General features: G+C 38.7%; 11 protein-coding genes. 7 read left to right on the plus strand and 4 right to left on the minus strand.

The features are described 5' to 3' along the window. Positions 1–12 precede the first annotated feature (12 nt). From OZP11_RS02445 to OZP11_RS02455, 3 genes are all read left to right on the plus strand, one after another. Positions 13–3,057 carry a SusC/RagA family TonB-linked outer membrane protein gene (locus tag OZP11_RS02445; protein ID WP_281233656.1) on the plus strand — a complete coding sequence of 1,015 codons (3,045 nt, stop codon included), beginning with the start codon at positions 13–15 and terminating at the stop codon, positions 3,055–3,057. Between the two features lie 10 nt (positions 3,058–3,067). After that, positions 3,068–4,456 (plus strand): RagB/SusD family nutrient uptake outer membrane protein, encoded by a 1,389-nt coding sequence (locus OZP11_RS02450; protein WP_281233657.1) that lies wholly within the window; start codon positions 3,068–3,070, stop codon positions 4,454–4,456. 68 nt (positions 4,457–4,524) lie between these two features. Continuing rightward, positions 4,525–7,017, plus strand: a complete 2,493-nt coding sequence (locus tag OZP11_RS02455) for an alpha/beta hydrolase family protein (protein ID WP_281233658.1) — start codon at positions 4,525–4,527, stop codon at positions 7,015–7,017. A 32-nt stretch (positions 7,018–7,049) separates the two neighbouring features. On the opposite strand, the gene OZP11_RS02460 is transcribed toward OZP11_RS02455, so the two are convergent. The 4 genes from OZP11_RS02460 to OZP11_RS02475 form a co-directional block, all read right to left on the minus strand. Beyond that, positions 7,050–7,325: a DUF6520 family protein gene (locus tag OZP11_RS02460; protein WP_281233659.1), complete on the minus strand. Its 276-nt coding sequence runs from the start codon at positions 7,323–7,325 to the stop codon at positions 7,050–7,052. A gap of 80 nt (positions 7,326–7,405) precedes the next feature. Beyond that, positions 7,406–8,905: a MauE/DoxX family redox-associated membrane protein gene (locus OZP11_RS02465; RefSeq protein ID WP_281233660.1), complete on the minus strand. Its 1,500-nt coding sequence runs from the start codon at positions 8,903–8,905 to the stop codon at positions 7,406–7,408. A gap of 80 nt (positions 8,906–8,985) precedes the next feature. After that, positions 8,986–9,885, minus strand: a complete 900-nt coding sequence (locus OZP11_RS02470; RefSeq protein ID WP_281233661.1) for a helix-turn-helix domain-containing protein — start codon at positions 9,883–9,885, stop codon at positions 8,986–8,988. 90 nt (positions 9,886–9,975) lie between these two features. Then, positions 9,976–10,359, minus strand: coding sequence for a DUF7793 family protein (locus OZP11_RS02475; protein WP_281233662.1), 384 nt, complete (start codon positions 10,357–10,359; stop codon positions 9,976–9,978). 252 nt (positions 10,360–10,611) lie between these two features. Between OZP11_RS02475 and OZP11_RS02480 the strand changes: the two genes are divergently transcribed. From OZP11_RS02480 to OZP11_RS02495, 4 genes are all read left to right on the plus strand, one after another. Beyond that, positions 10,612–13,038: a bifunctional aminotransferase class I/II-fold pyridoxal phosphate-dependent enzyme/GNAT family N-acetyltransferase gene (locus OZP11_RS02480; RefSeq protein WP_281233663.1), complete on the plus strand. Its 2,427-nt coding sequence runs from the start codon at positions 10,612–10,614 to the stop codon at positions 13,036–13,038. Positions 13,039–13,138: 100 nt separating this feature from the next. Beyond that, on the plus strand, positions 13,139–13,990 hold the full coding sequence (locus tag OZP11_RS02485) for an RteC domain-containing protein (RefSeq protein WP_281233664.1): 852 nt from the start codon (positions 13,139–13,141) through the stop codon (positions 13,988–13,990). A gap of 228 nt (positions 13,991–14,218) precedes the next feature. After that, a complete protein-coding gene (locus OZP11_RS02490) occupies positions 14,219–14,527 on the plus strand; it encodes a helix-turn-helix domain-containing protein (RefSeq protein ID WP_281233665.1) in 309 nt (102 codons plus the stop codon). Positions 14,528–14,608: 81 nt separating this feature from the next. Then, on the plus strand, positions 14,609–16,045 hold the full coding sequence (locus OZP11_RS02495) for a DUF3945 domain-containing protein (protein ID WP_281233666.1): 1,437 nt from the start codon (positions 14,609–14,611) through the stop codon (positions 16,043–16,045). Positions 16,046–16,049 lie beyond the last annotated feature (4 nt).

Raw genomic sequence — 16,049 nt, forward strand, 5'->3', positions numbered from 1 at the left:
AATCCCAAAAATATGAATATTTTTTCATTTTCAATGGGTGGAAGAGCTTGTTATTGCCTAATTTTTATAGGTTTTCTTGCGTCTTTTTCACCAATGTCTGCCAAAAATGACTCTACTCAAGACAATTTTTTACCCCAACAACATAAGGTTCAGGGTACTGTCACAGATGGTACTAATCCTCTGCCTGGTGTAACTATTGCAATTAAAAACAAAAAAAACAATTCAGTAATTTCTGATTACAGCGGTCAGTTCTTTCTCACCACCTCTCATTATGATACACTGGTAGTCTCCTATATCGGTTTTAAAACTGCTCTTGTTCCAATTCAGGGACGTTCAGTGGTGAATATTATACTCTCTTATGATACTACAACTCTTCAGGAGGTGAAAGTTAATGCAGGATATTATTCTGTAAAAGAAAGTGAAAGAACAGGAAGTATTGCAAGAATTACATCAAAAGACATTGATACACAACCTGTCAGCAATGCTTTAGCAGCCTTACAAGGGCGAATGGCGGGGGTAAATATAACACAAACTACAGGTGTACCGGGCGGAGGATTCACAATTCAGGTACGTGGTCGTAACAGCATCCGTACTGACGGAAACAATCCCTTATACATTGTAGACGGTATGCCATTTATGTCAGACAATCGCACTAACAGTAGCGCATCTGCCGGTATTCTGGCAGGTGGAATGAGTGCATTAAATGGTATAAATCCTTCTGATATAGACAGCATAGAGATCCTTAAGGATGCAGATGCGACCGCAATTTATGGTTCACGCGGCGCCAACGGTGTAGTATTGATTACGACCCGCAAAGGCAAAGCTGGAAAAACTACTTTTACTACAAATGCATACACAGGTGCCGGACGAGTTACACGCTTCATCGATTTAATGAAGACACCTCAATACCTCAACATGCGGCGCCAAGCATTTGCTAATGATGGTATTACTAACTATCCTGAATGGGCTTATGATCTCAACGGAACTTGGGATCAGGATCGTTACACCGATTGGCAAAAAGAATTGCTAGGGGGAACTTCTTTAATTCAAAATATCGAAGTAGGGACTTCCGGAGGAAACGAATCCACCCAATTTCTAATTAAAGGTACAATATATCAAGAAGGAACAGTCTTTCCTGGTGATTTTGGCTACCGCAAATCTTCTGTACATACAAGCCTAAACCATCGTTCGGAAAATAAACGTTTCAATGCTTTACTAGCTGTCAATTATGTTTCCGACAACAACGACCTTCCTGGCAATAACCTAACCGTCCAAGCATACTCCTTGGCGCCCAATGCTCCAGCTCTGTACACACCCTCTGGGGAACTCAATTGGGAAAATTCTACTTGGGAAAATCCAATGGCTGTTCTAGAACAGAAATATCTTGCCAATACACGTACTTTAACCTCATCAGCCAATTTAGGATATATAATTGGAAATGGTTTTGAGGTTAAAGCTACCCTTGGCTATGCTGAGAACCGCCTGGAAGAAATGCGCCAAAGCCCACACACTATATACGATCCGGCATACAATTACACAAGCGCCAACTCTACTCTTTTAGTCAGTAATGGCAAACAAGAATCCTGGAGCGTTGAACCACAATTAAACTGGAAAAAATCCTTTGGGGAATCTTCGTTTGAAATACTGCTTGGAACCACTTTTCAAGAGCGTAATGCTCAGACACTTTCAGTTACCGGAGCTAACTTTGCAAGTAATTCACTTATTGGTAATTTGCAAGCTGCCACTACCAGCCGTGTAACATTATACGATGTGATGCGTTACCGATATAATGCAGTATTTGGCCGGATCAATTATAATCTTTCCGGAAAATACATCCTTAACCTAACGGGTCGTCGAGATGGTTCTAGCCGTTTTGGACCTGGCAATAATTTTGCAAATTTCGGAGCGGCGGGTGCGGTCTGGATTTTTAGTAAGGAAAACTTTGTCAAGGACAATATTCATTTCCTAAGTTTTGGTAAAATACGCTCCAGCTACGGAATTACGGGCAGCGACCAAATAGGAGACTATCAGTTTATGGATAATTATGCTCCTACAGGAGTAAACTATCAAGGATATATAGGATTGCAACCGATACGACTTTATAATTCAGACTTTAGCTGGGAAACCAATAAAAAGCTGGAAGCAGCGGTCGAACTTGGATTCTTTTCTGATCGCCTTCTACTTACAACAGCGTGGTACCAGAACCATTCTTCCAATCAGCTTGTAGGCATACCTCTTCCCGGAACAACAGGATTTACCTCAGTGCAAGCCAACTTAGGCGCTACTGTTCAAAATTCCGGATGGGAGTTCGAATTGCGCACTACTAATTTTCAAACTGCAAACTTCAAATGGAATACTACAGCCAATCTGACCTTCGCACGCAACCAACTATTAGAATTTCCTGGACTTGAAACATCAACTTATGCCACGCAGTACATTATAGGACAGCCGCTTGATATTAGAATGTCTTATCAATACACAGGCATTGATGCCGAAACGGGACTATATACCTTCCGAGACTTTAATGGCGACGGACAACTTACGATAGCCGAAGACCGCAAAAAGGCCGTTAACCTTACGCCTCAATTTTTTGGCGGCCTACAAAATAGCATCAGCTATAAAAACTGGCAACTAGATTTTCTTTTTCAATTCGTCAAACAGAAAGGCTTCAATTACGCTTATTTAGGCGGTGTGCCGGGTGGTCTAGGTAATCAGTCCGTCCAGGCAGGCAATGCTTGGCAACCGGAAAATCAAACCGCTAACGTGCAGATGTATACCTCCGGCTCAAATGCAGCCGCTTTGACTTCCTTCGACCGCTTTGTTATGAGTGACGGGGCAATAACAGACGCTTCCTACATTCGTCTTAAAAACTTGTCTCTCTCCTATGCACTTCCACAAGCTTGGGTAAAGACCGCAAACTGTAGATTATACTTCCAAGCGCAGAATCTATTCACTTTTACCAAATACCAAGGTCCGGATCCCGAGAATCAGACACAAGGCGGACTACCTCCACTTCGTGTGCTCTCTATTGGTGTACAACTTAATTTTCAACCTTAAATAAAATAATATGGATAATAAAATAAAACTTATGCCCATGCAATTTGAGCTGATCAACTTATTTTTTTCACTTATACTCCTTACCTCGTGTGAAAATTTTGTGGAGTCCGATGTCCCCCCATCCCAACTTCCCGGGGTAACTGTATTTGAGGACGTCTCGACCGCTAATGCTGCCGTGGTAAATATCTATAGTAGGCTGCAAAGTAATACACTTGTTACGGGTTCTTCTTCAGGCATTTCCAACCTCATGGCCAGTTACGCTGATGAGCTGCAATATAATGGAAGCAGTGCTATTGAACAGGCATTTGCCCAAAACAACGTGTTACCGTCTAATACAACCAATTTGACAATATGGAATAATAGCTACAATCTAATTTACGCTGCAAATGCCATCATCGAAGGTCTGGAAAAATCTGTTAATGTGAAGAAGACCGATAAAGACCCTTTAATAGGAGAAGCAATTTTCTTAAGAAGTTACATCCATTTTTATCTGACACAGCTTTATGGCGGTATTCCTTACGTTACCCAAACTGACTATACTATTAATAGCTCGCTGCCACGGACGGATAGAACTAGTTTATATACCTTGTTGCTGGCAGATCTGGAAAATGCGCGCAAGCTCCTCCCTGAAACTTATACAGACAGCTATAGGTTACGTGCAAATAAAAGCGTCGCTACTGCACTTAAAGCGAGGATTGCCTTGTATTCTGAACAATGGGAATTAGCTTCGCAATCCGCACAGGAGGTAATTGATAATCCGCTGTACAAATTTGTAACAACTCCTAGCAGCGTTTTTCTACGAAATAGTTCAGGTACGCTTTGGCAGTTGATGCCTGCTATTGCAGGCGCAAACACCCTTGAAGCACAAACCTTTATCACTGCAAGTTCTCCACTTCGTGCCTTAAGTCCCCAACTTATTGCTGCTTTCGAGCCTAATGATACAAGGCTTGCCAATTGGACGGCTACACGGAGCAACTCAGGAGGAACGTGGCGCTATGCCTATAAATATAAAATTAATAACAATTCGGGAACATCTCAGGAATATTCAATACAGTTACGCATTGAGGAAATGCTTTTAATACTCGCAGAAGCACAGGCAAGACTAGGTAACCTTAACCAAGCTGTTACAATTCTTACCCCTATACGCAGCCGTGCTGGCCTTCTTCCTGTCACGGTTACTGATCAAAATCAGGTATTAAAAGTCATTTTACACGAAAGACAGGTTGAACTATTTACTGAAAATGGACACCGATTTTTTGACTTGAAAAGGTTCGGAACTGCCGACGCAATTCTAAATGCTATTAAGTCCGGCTGGGAAAGTTCGGATGAACTGTTGCCAGTTCCCGAGCGTGAACTATTGCTCAATCCCAATTTACTGCCTCAAAATCAAGGTTATTAACAATTGCAAATTAGAGATAAAACTAGTCCTAATAGGTTTTATCTCCAGTAAGCACACAAAAAAGCATTATGAAAGTTATAATCTATTTAATATCCGTCATTTTCTCAGCAGGTTTTACCTTGGCTGTTCATGGACAAGCAATTGAACCATCACTATATCAGGGAAAAATTGCATCAAATGGTTCATGGATTACTTATACCTTATCGTACGGTAAAATAGATACATTGTTTGTTGAGAATACAGATACAAACATTCGCTATTCCTTTCCAGAAGCTTCTAATGAATCTTTCTCCCATGAGGATAAATGGATGGCCTGCACAAAGTCGGATTCCCTATATGTTTTCGATTTGATCAGTGCAAAAAAGCATATCATTCCTTCTATCACTAACTATCGCTTTTTGACAGGGAAGAAATTATTGTCTTTCGGATATGGAAAAATGGCAATACACGAACTGCCTAGAGGGAAGATCTATACGTTTGAGGGCTGTTTGTCTTTCTATCCTAATAAAAAAGAAACGACAATAGCTATTATTAGCGGCAAAGAAACAAATGAAATTTCGCTATTAGATCTTTCAACGAAAGTACCTAAACGGACAATGCTGCTTTCAGTAACGAATAAAATTTCTGGTCTGGTCTGGTCGCAATCCAGCTCGGCATTTGCGTTTTTCGAAAAACACAACTCAGGTAATCTCGTTCATTATTTCAACCTCAAAAATAATAATCATAAGGTTTTCGAAATCTCAGCCTTGAAAAGTATTTCAGGGAACTTCTCTATTCCCGGCTCCAGACTTTTTATATCAAATGACGGTAATCAGGTTTTCTTCGATACAGTAGAAACTAATAATCAAAACAGTAATACTAATGATCCTTTAGTCTGGACAGGCGAAATGAGAAAACTTCCCTTAGTACCTCATCCTAAACCAGTTCCTTTGTGGCAAATGTGGCTGCCAGATAACGATAAACTCATTTCAGTCGAAACCCCTGATTATCCTTTATCAATTCTGACGGCAGAAGAAAAATATGCCGTTTTAATGACCCAAAAAGTAGAAGATCCCTCTGTAATTCACGAAAGCGACAAAGCCGATCTAACTTTGATGAATCTAGAAACGGGTAATAAAAAATTATTAGTTAAGGACGCTGTTTATGAGCGTGATCAAATCCTTATATCACGCGAAGATAAAATAGTATGGTTCAAGGACAAGAATTGGTATTCGTACGATTTTGAAACCGAAAAAAGCTTTTGTCTGACTTGTAATATTCCATCTATATTTTATGACACTAATAATGACAGACCCGGCATAGCCAAAGCATGTGGGATGGCGGGTTGGTTTGCTCAGGGAAGCCAAGCCATCGTTTATGATGAATTTGATATTTGGTTAATAGCTAAAGGCAAACTACCGATACGTATCACACATGGCCGTGAAAAAAACACAGTTTATCGTGTCAGAAATCCCAAAACCGATTGGGAACCAAACGGTAAGCTAAATAGTATGGCGGGAGAAATCTATGCAGGAAAAGATTTAGCGTTACTGACAAAAAATCTAAACACGATGGAATCTGGAATTGCCCTCTGGACCCCTAAGGGAGGACTGTATGAATGGCCTACCTCCTTCCACGAGACTTATGGAATCCAAAAAGCCAAGCTAGGTGACAGAATAACATACGTACGTTCTTCCTATAACATCCCACCACAAATCGTCGTTAGTAAGCATAAGTCACTGAAAGTAATCAAGACATCAAAAAATGGCAACGAACCACAAAAAGTTAAGATTATTTCTTATAAGGGTTTACGAGACGAGAATCTTAAGGGAGCGCTTTTCTACCCCACTGCTTATAATCCTGCTATCAAATATCCTATGATTGTTTTTATATATGAACGTTATAGTTATATGGCACACGAATATATGCCAGTCAAATCATCTGGAAAAATCGGCTTCAATCCAGCTCAATATGTACGTAATGGTTATTTCGTATTATGCCCTGATATCAATTACCAGCTTAATGAAATTGGCAAATCAGCGTTGTTTAGTGTGAATCAAGCCATAGAAAAAACATCATCAGTGGCAAACATAGACATAAATCGCCTGGGATTGATCGGTCACTCATTCGGAGGGTTTGAAACCGTGGCAATCTTAACCCAATGTGATAGGTTTAAAGTAGCAGTTTCCGGAGCAGGTGTCATGGATTTGACATCACATTACCTTAGCGTTGACAATAATGGACGAGAACGAAAGAAGAAATTCGAGAATGGACAACAACGATTAAGATTTGCTTTCTATCAAAAAGGTTTTCAGGATAATTCTCCCATACTTAGTGCATACAAAATTAAAACACCGTTATTACTTTGGACAGGAGATGAGGATGGTGTGGTAAATCCCGACCAAAGCACCAGTATGTTCTTGGCTCTACGTCGTTTAGGCAAAACTACAGTTTTACTTAAATATCCGAAACAAGATCATGTGTTATCAGACGCAGGAGCTCAGGAAGATTTGGGATTAAAAATTATGCAATGGTTTGACTATCAACTCATCGGAAATCCATCTCCTACTTGGTATGATTAAAAAACGAAAGGTGTCCCGTAGGACACCTTTTCTTAATTTACTGGTCTTGAAAGCACTTCAGTACATTCACCAGTAATAGAGTTCTTGCCGAATGCCTGTCTGTTCTGTCCATTATAAAACAGCATGCAAGCAGGTCCATCATCAGTATTACATTGTGTTTCTACAGCACATGGATTACCTGGCAAATTAATCCAACCTGCCTCTGGCAGTAATTCCTTATGTGCTGGCTTTTGGAAAGCAAAAGCACCGCCAATCGCAAGAAGAATGGCAAAAACAGGAAGCGAATGTTTAAAAAATGTAGTTTTCATAATTTAAAATTATTAAGTTACGGTCTACTCTATCACAGGTTTTCGACCATCCCCTGGCAACCGGCCCGGTATTTCTTATCTTATTTGAATTCAAAAGTTGTATCATCAAGTTTATAAAGCACTACATAGTGATTAGTAAGTCCAACAAGCAGATCACCACATACCTTAAACTTTATAATCTTTTCCTTTTCATGATTATATAGGTAAAAACTGAACTCGTAGCTTCTATCTCTTAAATTGTACACATCAACTATAGTAGCGTTTTTGAGAGCTTCTTCTGACTCGTACTTACCCAGCCTTTCAGAGCTGACAAAAAGGTACTTTCCCCAAGTGCTATTCCATTTCTGTATGAGAGGAGGCTGTCCAATCATACTATGTACTCTTGACGAATCTTCTTTCGCTATTTTTATATTCGCCCATGAAACAGTATCAATAGTTTTACCTTGGAAATTGGATTGGAGATTTTTTGCATCTGCAACCACAAAAGTGTTCCGATAGTAATAATTGTAAATTAGCTTATTCAATTGGGCATTGTATATAAGCATCCCGTCTGTATCAAATATCCCATCCGTTTGACGGGTAAGAATCTCTGCTAGCGAAACCTTCATGGGATTGCCGTTTTGCAATATCCCCAGTATATTTAAGTTTTTTTTCTTATGTAATTGTCGAAAACCAAATCCATTATCAGTAGGTATCAATTCCGAAAAGGAAATTTTGCTGGTTACTTCCCCATTGACTTGCCAATCCGTAGTTTTACCTTGATAAATGACTGGAACCGTTCCATCATAAAGAAAGAATTTAGATCCTTCAATTCGAATTTGCGGATTAGAAAACTTATATTTCTTAGAATTCTTAAAATTGATAGACACTGTTTTAACAATTTGCATAGAAGTATCAATTTCCAAAAGGTGTAACGGGGCCGAACTGTTTCCTAGGAAAATTGTTTTTCCATTGAAGCCTGCTATGTAATAAGAATTATATTTCAGTTCGATACTCTTGCCTTTTATAGCTGGGTGGTGGGGATAACGTCTTAAAAAGGCATTATTACGATGAACTTTTTCTTCTGATAATAAAAATAACACTAACACTAATAAGGAACAGAGCGCAAAATTTGAACCAGCCAAAACTAAAAATTTTATAAATCTTTGTTTACTTTCATTGTAAGAGAACCACAATGCTATAGCTGCCAAAAAAACAAATGCTAGATTGAAAATAAGATGTTCTTTCCATCCCATCTTTTCCAGAATTCCACCACATGAGCAAGGTATATAAGAGCTGAAATTGAGAATTATAAAAATATATGTTGTGAACATACTCATCATCCCCATTCCTAGCCATAATCCTGCGCGGCGTGACTTTGGCATCGTTAGTAATAACGATATGACAATTTCGCTAATCGGTACACTCCATGCGACCATATCAGCAAAAGCGCTTAATAGAGGCGATTTTGCTATTTGAATGCGGAAGTGTTCAATTTGAAGCAACTTGCTTACTGACGCATAAACAAAAAGTAGTATATATAAAAGACAGATAATATCAACTATATTTTTTTTAAATCCCGTTTTCGCATTCAGTATCATATTTATTCGATTTGAATTCAACAATGTAAAATTCTGAATTCCAAACTTATAACACTTATACTATCGGGATCAAAAATTAATTATGAAGGATTAAAGTGATCCAATGGCAAAAAACCACCGGCTTTACCTCTGCCGAGTTCTTTAGGAGAAAATCCAAACTGCTTCTTGAATGATTTAGAAAAATTAGGGTAGCTGTTAAAACCATTCATAAAGGAAATATTCTTCAGCGGAATATCGGTCTGCTCTATCATAAGGTAAGCCCTTTTTAGGCGCTGCTCTGTATAAAACTTGTATACACTTGTATGAAAAAAATGCCTGAATCCGTCTTTGAGTTTAAAATCATTTGTACCAAACTGTCTTGCCAGTTCCTTAACGGAGGGTAATGGCTCAGTCAAATTCGCCAGTACATAATCATAAACCCGCTGTATAAGTCTCGCGTCAGTTTGTTTGAAATTAGAATGCCTGCTTAAATTAATTTCAAATGATTCCGAAGCAGTTTCATTAAGCTGGAGAAAGGGGGCCACAAAACTAAGAACGGTAAACTTACCGTCCGATAATCTCGATACCGAACACTCGGCGGTTACAATCAGCTTTTTGAATGTTATGAAATTCAGTGTAATGATCTCGCCTGATAAAAGCATTTCTTCCAATTCTTTTCTCTCAATGTCAGACATACTGCTGAAGTCATCGATTAAGAAATCCTGTATCGGGCGTCTAAGCATTTCTGCTGCATTATAACCCAAAATTTCCAAGGCGCCCTGATTTACATTTTTTATGGAGTGGTCTTCATCTAAAATAAAAGTAGCAGGAGTTACCATCCTGTGGGTAATGTAGGGATTCACAAAACCGGAATGAAATGCAGACTCTTTAAGTTCTTCGGCGACCATATTTACCAGAACCACCAGAGTTTCAATTTCATCATCATAAGTACTAAGGGGAATATGACCATTGAAGTTGCCCCGTGCTATCTCAAATAACATCTTGTGCATTGATAGTAGCCGCTTGCGATTGTGGGGTCTCTTCATCGGTCGTGATTTTATTTATATATGTCTGCCCAGTTAGATCATTTTCTAAAGAAAGCCTTTAAGATAATCCAGTGCCTCCTGCTCAATAGTAAAAATTCTTGTAGGCACAGATGGCTTGCTGATTTCCAGATAAAAAGTGCTCATCGTCATTGAAACGTTTTCACTGCCAATCAATGCGACTGCTTTTGCAAGCAGAGATCCGGATTTAGCCAGATAGTCTCTAGCTGCTTTGTCAATCGAGGCTATGCCTCTGGTATCACAAAATACTGGTAATTGTCTCTCATTTTGAAATGCAATCCTGTCAGCTACAACACGCATAGCCACTTCTAAATCAATTGCAGTATTGGGCTTGTATTCGAAAAAAAGAATTCCCTTTTCAATCCAAAACCTCGCATTTCGATTCTCATAAGATTCATGTGCCGCAATCATGTCCTATCAGTTTTTAAATAAAGGGTTATAATTTAACAAAAATATAAAGATTAAGAAACATTATAATTGTCAATTGTGGATTATTTCTTGCAAAACACACTAATTTGTTGTTAAATCGGGAATTACCCTTGCCAAATTGGGAGTAAAATATCTGTCAATAAAAATACTTTCAAATTTTATAAGGAATTTTAGATGTCTGTTTTCCAGATATTTAAAAATAATAATTCTAAAACTTAAAAAACCTTATAAAAAATGGCAAAAATAAAACACAACAATTTTATTGATACAGTCGATACCGTTTTTTCAAATGCAAAAGAAAAAGGCATATTACACCTTTACGCTGAAGGTGAATATCTCAATGGGCGAAGCATAAAAATTAACGGAAACGAAATGCTCCATTTCGGAACTACAGGATATCTTGGACTCGAACAGGACAAAAGGCTAAAAGAGGCAGCAATAAGCGCCATTACTAATTATGGAACGCAGTTCCCGCTTTCTAAAACTTATCTTTCCCATCCCTTATATGCGGAACTGGAAAGCAAGATTGAGCAGATGTACAGTATAAAGCCAATCATAACTAAGAACAGTACCCTTGGACATATGGCAATCATCCCAACCCTGATAAGAGATGAAGATGCCGTTATTATTGATCATCAGGCTCATTGGAGTGTGCAGAATGCTTGTCAGATTCTTAAGCTAAGGGGAATACCAGTGGAGATGATACGCCATAATAATCTCGAAATGCTGGAGGACAAAATTCGAATGATGCAGGGGAAATCGGGGAAAATATGGTACATGGCGGATGGTGTTTATTCAATGTACGGGGATTATGCGCCGGTACAAGAGCTGTTGAACCTTGCCAGAAAGTATCCGCAGCTCCACCTCTATTTTGATGATGTCCATGGAATGAGCTGGAAAGGAAAAAATGGAACAGGTTTTATCTTTGACAGTATTGGAACGTTAGAAGAAAATATTGTGGTTGTCAGCACGCTGAGCAAAACTTTTGGTGCCAGCGGCGCAACATTTTTCTGCACCGATCGTAAATTACGCGAAAAGATTAAAACTTTTGGCGGTCCTCTTACCTTCTCAGCTCAGCTTGAACCTGCATCAGTTGCCGCTGCCATCGCATCCTGCGAAATACATCTCTCTGCGGAAATCTATGAGCGCCAAGCTGCACTTGCAAAAAAAACAGCCCATTTCAGCAAGCTCCTTTCAAACAGCAATCTGCCCCTAGTCTCTGAAAATGATTCTCCAGTTTTCTTTCTTGGAATGGGCACCCCAGCTACTGCTTATAATTTTACAAAGCGCCTTTTCTCAGATGGGTTTTATCTCAACCTTGGCATTTATCCGGCAGTACCTATAAAAAATACCGGAATCCGTATCACGATATCGGCGCATAATAAAATTGAAGATATTACAGATCTTGCCCGTGCAATGGATCACCACTTTCATAAAGCTGTAGAAGAAACAGGAAGCAGTGACCAGAAAATACGACAGGCTTTTAGAATTGATATAAAAACTAAGCTTCCTGCTGTAAAACAGCAAACTCAACTGCTGCAGATTGAAGAGACAGCAACAATAGCGAACATAGACAAGCATGAATGGAACAAATATCTGGGTGCTCATAATATTTTGGATTGGGAAGGAATGCAGTATCTCGAGCAGACTTTCGCAAACGCTCAGGATCCTGGCAATAAATGGGATTTTTTCTATTATATTATCCGTGACCAGAACATGCAAGTGGTTTTAATGACCTACTGTACATTGGGGTTCTGGAAAGATGATATGCTGGCTACAGAATCTGTATCAAGGCACATTGAAGAAATTAGAAAAACAGACCCCATGCATATGACTTCCAAAGTATTAAGTACCGGCTCATTATTTACTGAAGGACTGCATTGCTATATCGACAAGGATCATCCTCTGGCAGAGCATTCAATGAGAATGCTATTAAATAAGCTTGAGGAATCATACAATTTGCTGGATGCCGACATGCTCGTTCTGCGTGATTTTGAAACCGGATTCCGCTGGGATGAAATGATAAGAAATCAAGGGTATTTTAGAATCGATATGCCAGAATCATGTGTTATTGAAAATAAAAACTTCCCGGCAGTTGAGAATTATGGTTCCCTGCTTTCTACGCGTTCACGCCAGCATTTCAATCGGGAAATACTGCCTTACGAAAAATTCTATGCTGTTGAAATAAAAGATTGCCTCAACAAAGAAGAACTAAATAGGGCGTACCAGCTATACTGCAACGTAAAGGAACGCAACCTTGCTATAAATACCTTTACATACAAAAGTGAAGTATTTGAAAATATGAACAGCTGTCCAAACTGGGAGTTTATAATTCTTACCTTCAAAGATGCCCCTGAAAAGAATTTCGTTGGGATAATGTTCTGCTATAAAAATTCAGGAAATGTATATGTACCTGAACTTATAGGCATGGACTACATTGCGGGCGACGGCTTCAACTTGTACAGACAGCTTTTGTACCAAACAATCAAAAGAGCACGAGAGCTTGAAATTGGACGAATTGATTTCGGCATATCTGCAAGTTTTGAGAAGAAAAAACTTGGCGCTTCTGTAATACCGAAAGTGGCTTATGTACAGGCCAGGGATAACTACGCTATGGAATTAATGCAGACACTGCAGAATGAAACCAATACTGCGCGCTGATATAATACATTTTAATTTTCAACGAAAAGTAACGTCATAATGTATCTGGGCAGCAATGCCCATGCTTTTACTTGTTCAAATACATCTAAATTCTGTTGCCATGATAAGATCGACATGTGAGAACGCACTTCAGGTTATTCGAAAAGCAGAACAGGAATTCAGCTTAGACCCTGAACATATAATTGAAAAATCCTACCACATGACTACCGTGCTTCGAAACTTGCTTAGTACGGTTAAAAAAAATGTTTTAGAAAAAGGATTCTCCGATGAAAATGAAGAGATTAATTTTTTCAAAAGTATCAAACCCCAGATACTGGGAAAATTGATTTTCTATAATAAAGTTTTCCGAATTGAGGCGGCCTGCCCGGTTGTAACGGGAAAAATGCATCATAAATATTTTTCCAATGAGCTCAATCTCCTTAAGCAGGAATATAAAGAGCACTTTTATAACACTGATTTTTATCGCTACTACCGCACGGGAAGAACCGAATGGGACCACCATTTTTTTTGTCGGGGAAAAATAGATCTTCATGAGGGAGTTAATAGTTTTGTTTTTGAAATTGACACTCAATTTTCCACCTATTATGATTATAAGGTAGCCCGCATAATTGCTAACGAAATGCTCAATAGTTACCTCGTTTCTAAAATTGAACCTGACACCCAGCAGACCGCCATTTTTTCAGACGGAAATACAGCAAACAGAGACTTTTTCTGGACAGATTCAAAGAATGCTCTGATCGAATTAATTTACGCACTTCACGCATCAGGCAGTATTTCTCATGGAAAAGCCGGCATTCGTAAAATCAGCATGGTTTTCCAGCTGCTTTTCAGGATCCAGCTCGGCGATGTTCATCATGCCTTTCATAGAATGAAAGACAGGGCTGACAGCAAAAGTATTTTTCTGGATCAGCTGAAATTATCGCTTAAACAGCACATGGAAAAAGAGGTCTAATTTTTTTTTAAAACTTGTAATTTTCTTGCCAATGAGATGCAATTGGCATTAAATAACTACTAGCATACAATTACTTCTATATGCTCAAGTACCCCAGTAAATCAGCAACTCATCGTAATTTTTATTCCGTTAAAATTTTCATAAAACAGCATTTTACATTGGCTGATATTGGCAATGAAAAACTTTTGCCATTAGCAATTTTGCATCAGTAATGTAAAACACACAGCCATGAATATAGACAGAATGGAATTCATTTCCTGGATGGAACGAATCATAGAACGTTTCGATCTTTTGAGCGCGCATATCAGTGAACTTGAAAAAAAACGCGGAAGTGTTGACGGTGAAGAGCTATTGGATAATCAAGATATATTGCAGATGCTTAAAATAAGCGGGAGATCACTACAGCGTTACCGATCAATCGGTAAGCTGCCCTATTATACAATCAGCGGAAAAATATATTATAAACTATCGGATGTACACCAGTTCATCAGAGAAAGTATCAATGTCCGAATGCCAAAAACATACGCCAAGGAGTGAAAAATAGGGCCAATAGATTCCAGCTTTTAGTGAGCTACTTTTCACCTTTTAATTTCGCAATTGAATTTAAAATTAAAGATCATGAGCGAACAAATTAAAGATACACTAAATACTCCTGAAGAGTTATCAGATATACTGCTGGTATTCGATAAAGAGAAAAAGAAAATCATGGCGGTAAAAGGCATTGACCAAAATGGTAATCTGGAAACTGTTGACCCGACCCACAAAAATCAGAATCAATTTATGCGGGTAGACAAGCACGGGGATGTGTTTTCTAATTTCTTTTCTAATTTTTTCAGCCAACTGAAGAACCCAACTAATTTTTCTTTCTTCAAAATCCCTGCTCTGCTGGCTGTTGATACTTCAAAAGAGATGCAGAAACATGTAGATCATCCTACACCTGAAGGTGAGCAATTAATGAAACAGCACGAAGTAAAAGATTATAAACAAAAAAATGAAATTAATATGGAAACAGCACAGACAAATCCGGAAACAAGTGAATACAAATACAAACCGGAACAGATCGATTGGGAAACATTAAACCATTTAGGTTTAAGCAAAGAAAAACTTGAAAAAATGAGTCTGCTTGATCCCCTGCTAAAAGGATACAAAACAAATGAGCTTGTACCGGTAAGTCTTAACCTTGGTACTGCCGTCACCAGAATGGATGCCCGTTTATCGCTTAAACAAAACGACGAAGGACAGGTCGTATTGGCCATTCATGGCATCCGAAAAGAACCTAATCTGAATTATCCTTTTTTCGGTCACGAATTCAGCAAGGAAGATAAAGACAATCTACTGCAAACAGGCAATATGGGACGTGTAGTGAATCTAACCAATCCAAAAAACAATGAAATCATGCCCTCCATTATCAGTATAGACAGACTAACTAATGAAGTCGTGGCTTTGCGCGCGGATTTCATTAAAATTCCCGATGAAATTAAAGGAGTTAAGTTGAGTGAAGAGCAAAAACAAACTTTATTTGAAGGGAAACCACTTCCATTGGAAGGTATGGTTTCCAAGAAAGGAACTGCCTTTGATGCATCTGTGCAATTCAATGCCGATAAACGTTTTGTTGAATTTCTCTTTGACCGAAATGATTCAAATAAACAGACACAAAGCAATCAGCAGAACCAAACTCAGGGAGCACCAAAAAACTTTAGGGATAAAGAACTCGATAATGAGCAATATCAAAAGCTCAAAGATGGCCAGACTGTTTATATCAGCGGCTTAGTGGATAAAAAAGGGAAAGAATACAATGGATATATTACTTACAACGAGGAAACCAATAAAACAGATTTTTCATTTCAAAATCCAGATAAAATCAAAGAACAGATAAAACCTTCTGAAGCGCATAAAACACAGACCGCCGTCAATTCCGAAGGCAAAACTAATGAAGCTACCAAGAACATACAGGAGCCTTTAAAATCAGGACAGACAAATCCTGAGAACAAGAAACAGCAGGAAAAACAAGAAGAATCTGATGCACCTTCTAAATCAAAAGGGCGTAAAATGTAATAAG

The sequence above is a fragment of the Flavobacterium gelatinilyticum genome (assembly GCF_027111295.1).
Classification (GTDB): domain Bacteria; phylum Bacteroidota; class Bacteroidia; order Flavobacteriales; family Flavobacteriaceae; genus Flavobacterium; species Flavobacterium gelatinilyticum.

Coding starts and splice junctions, on each gene's coding strand:
- OZP11_RS02445 (WP_281233656.1), top strand. CDS start 13: ATGAATATTTTTTCATTTTCAATGGGTGGAAGAGCTTGTTATTGCCTA.
- OZP11_RS02450 (WP_281233657.1), top strand. CDS start 3,068: ATGGATAATAAAATAAAACTTATGCCCATGCAATTTGAGCTGATCAAC.
- OZP11_RS02455 (WP_281233658.1), top strand. CDS start 4,525: ATGAAAGTTATAATCTATTTAATATCCGTCATTTTCTCAGCAGGTTTT.
- OZP11_RS02460 (WP_281233659.1), bottom strand. CDS start 7,325: ATGAAAACTACATTTTTTAAACATTCGCTTCCTGTTTTTGCCATTCTT.
- OZP11_RS02465 (WP_281233660.1), bottom strand. CDS start 8,905: ATGATACTGAATGCGAAAACGGGATTTAAAAAAAATATAGTTGATATT.
- OZP11_RS02470 (WP_281233661.1), bottom strand. CDS start 9,885: ATGTTATTTGAGATAGCACGGGGCAACTTCAATGGTCATATTCCCCTT.
- OZP11_RS02475 (WP_281233662.1), bottom strand. CDS start 10,359: ATGATTGCGGCACATGAATCTTATGAGAATCGAAATGCGAGGTTTTGG.
- OZP11_RS02480 (WP_281233663.1), top strand. CDS start 10,612: ATGGCAAAAATAAAACACAACAATTTTATTGATACAGTCGATACCGTT.
- OZP11_RS02485 (WP_281233664.1), top strand. CDS start 13,139: ATGATAAGATCGACATGTGAGAACGCACTTCAGGTTATTCGAAAAGCA.
- OZP11_RS02490 (WP_281233665.1), top strand. CDS start 14,219: ATGAATATAGACAGAATGGAATTCATTTCCTGGATGGAACGAATCATA.
- OZP11_RS02495 (WP_281233666.1), top strand. CDS start 14,609: ATGAGCGAACAAATTAAAGATACACTAAATACTCCTGAAGAGTTATCA.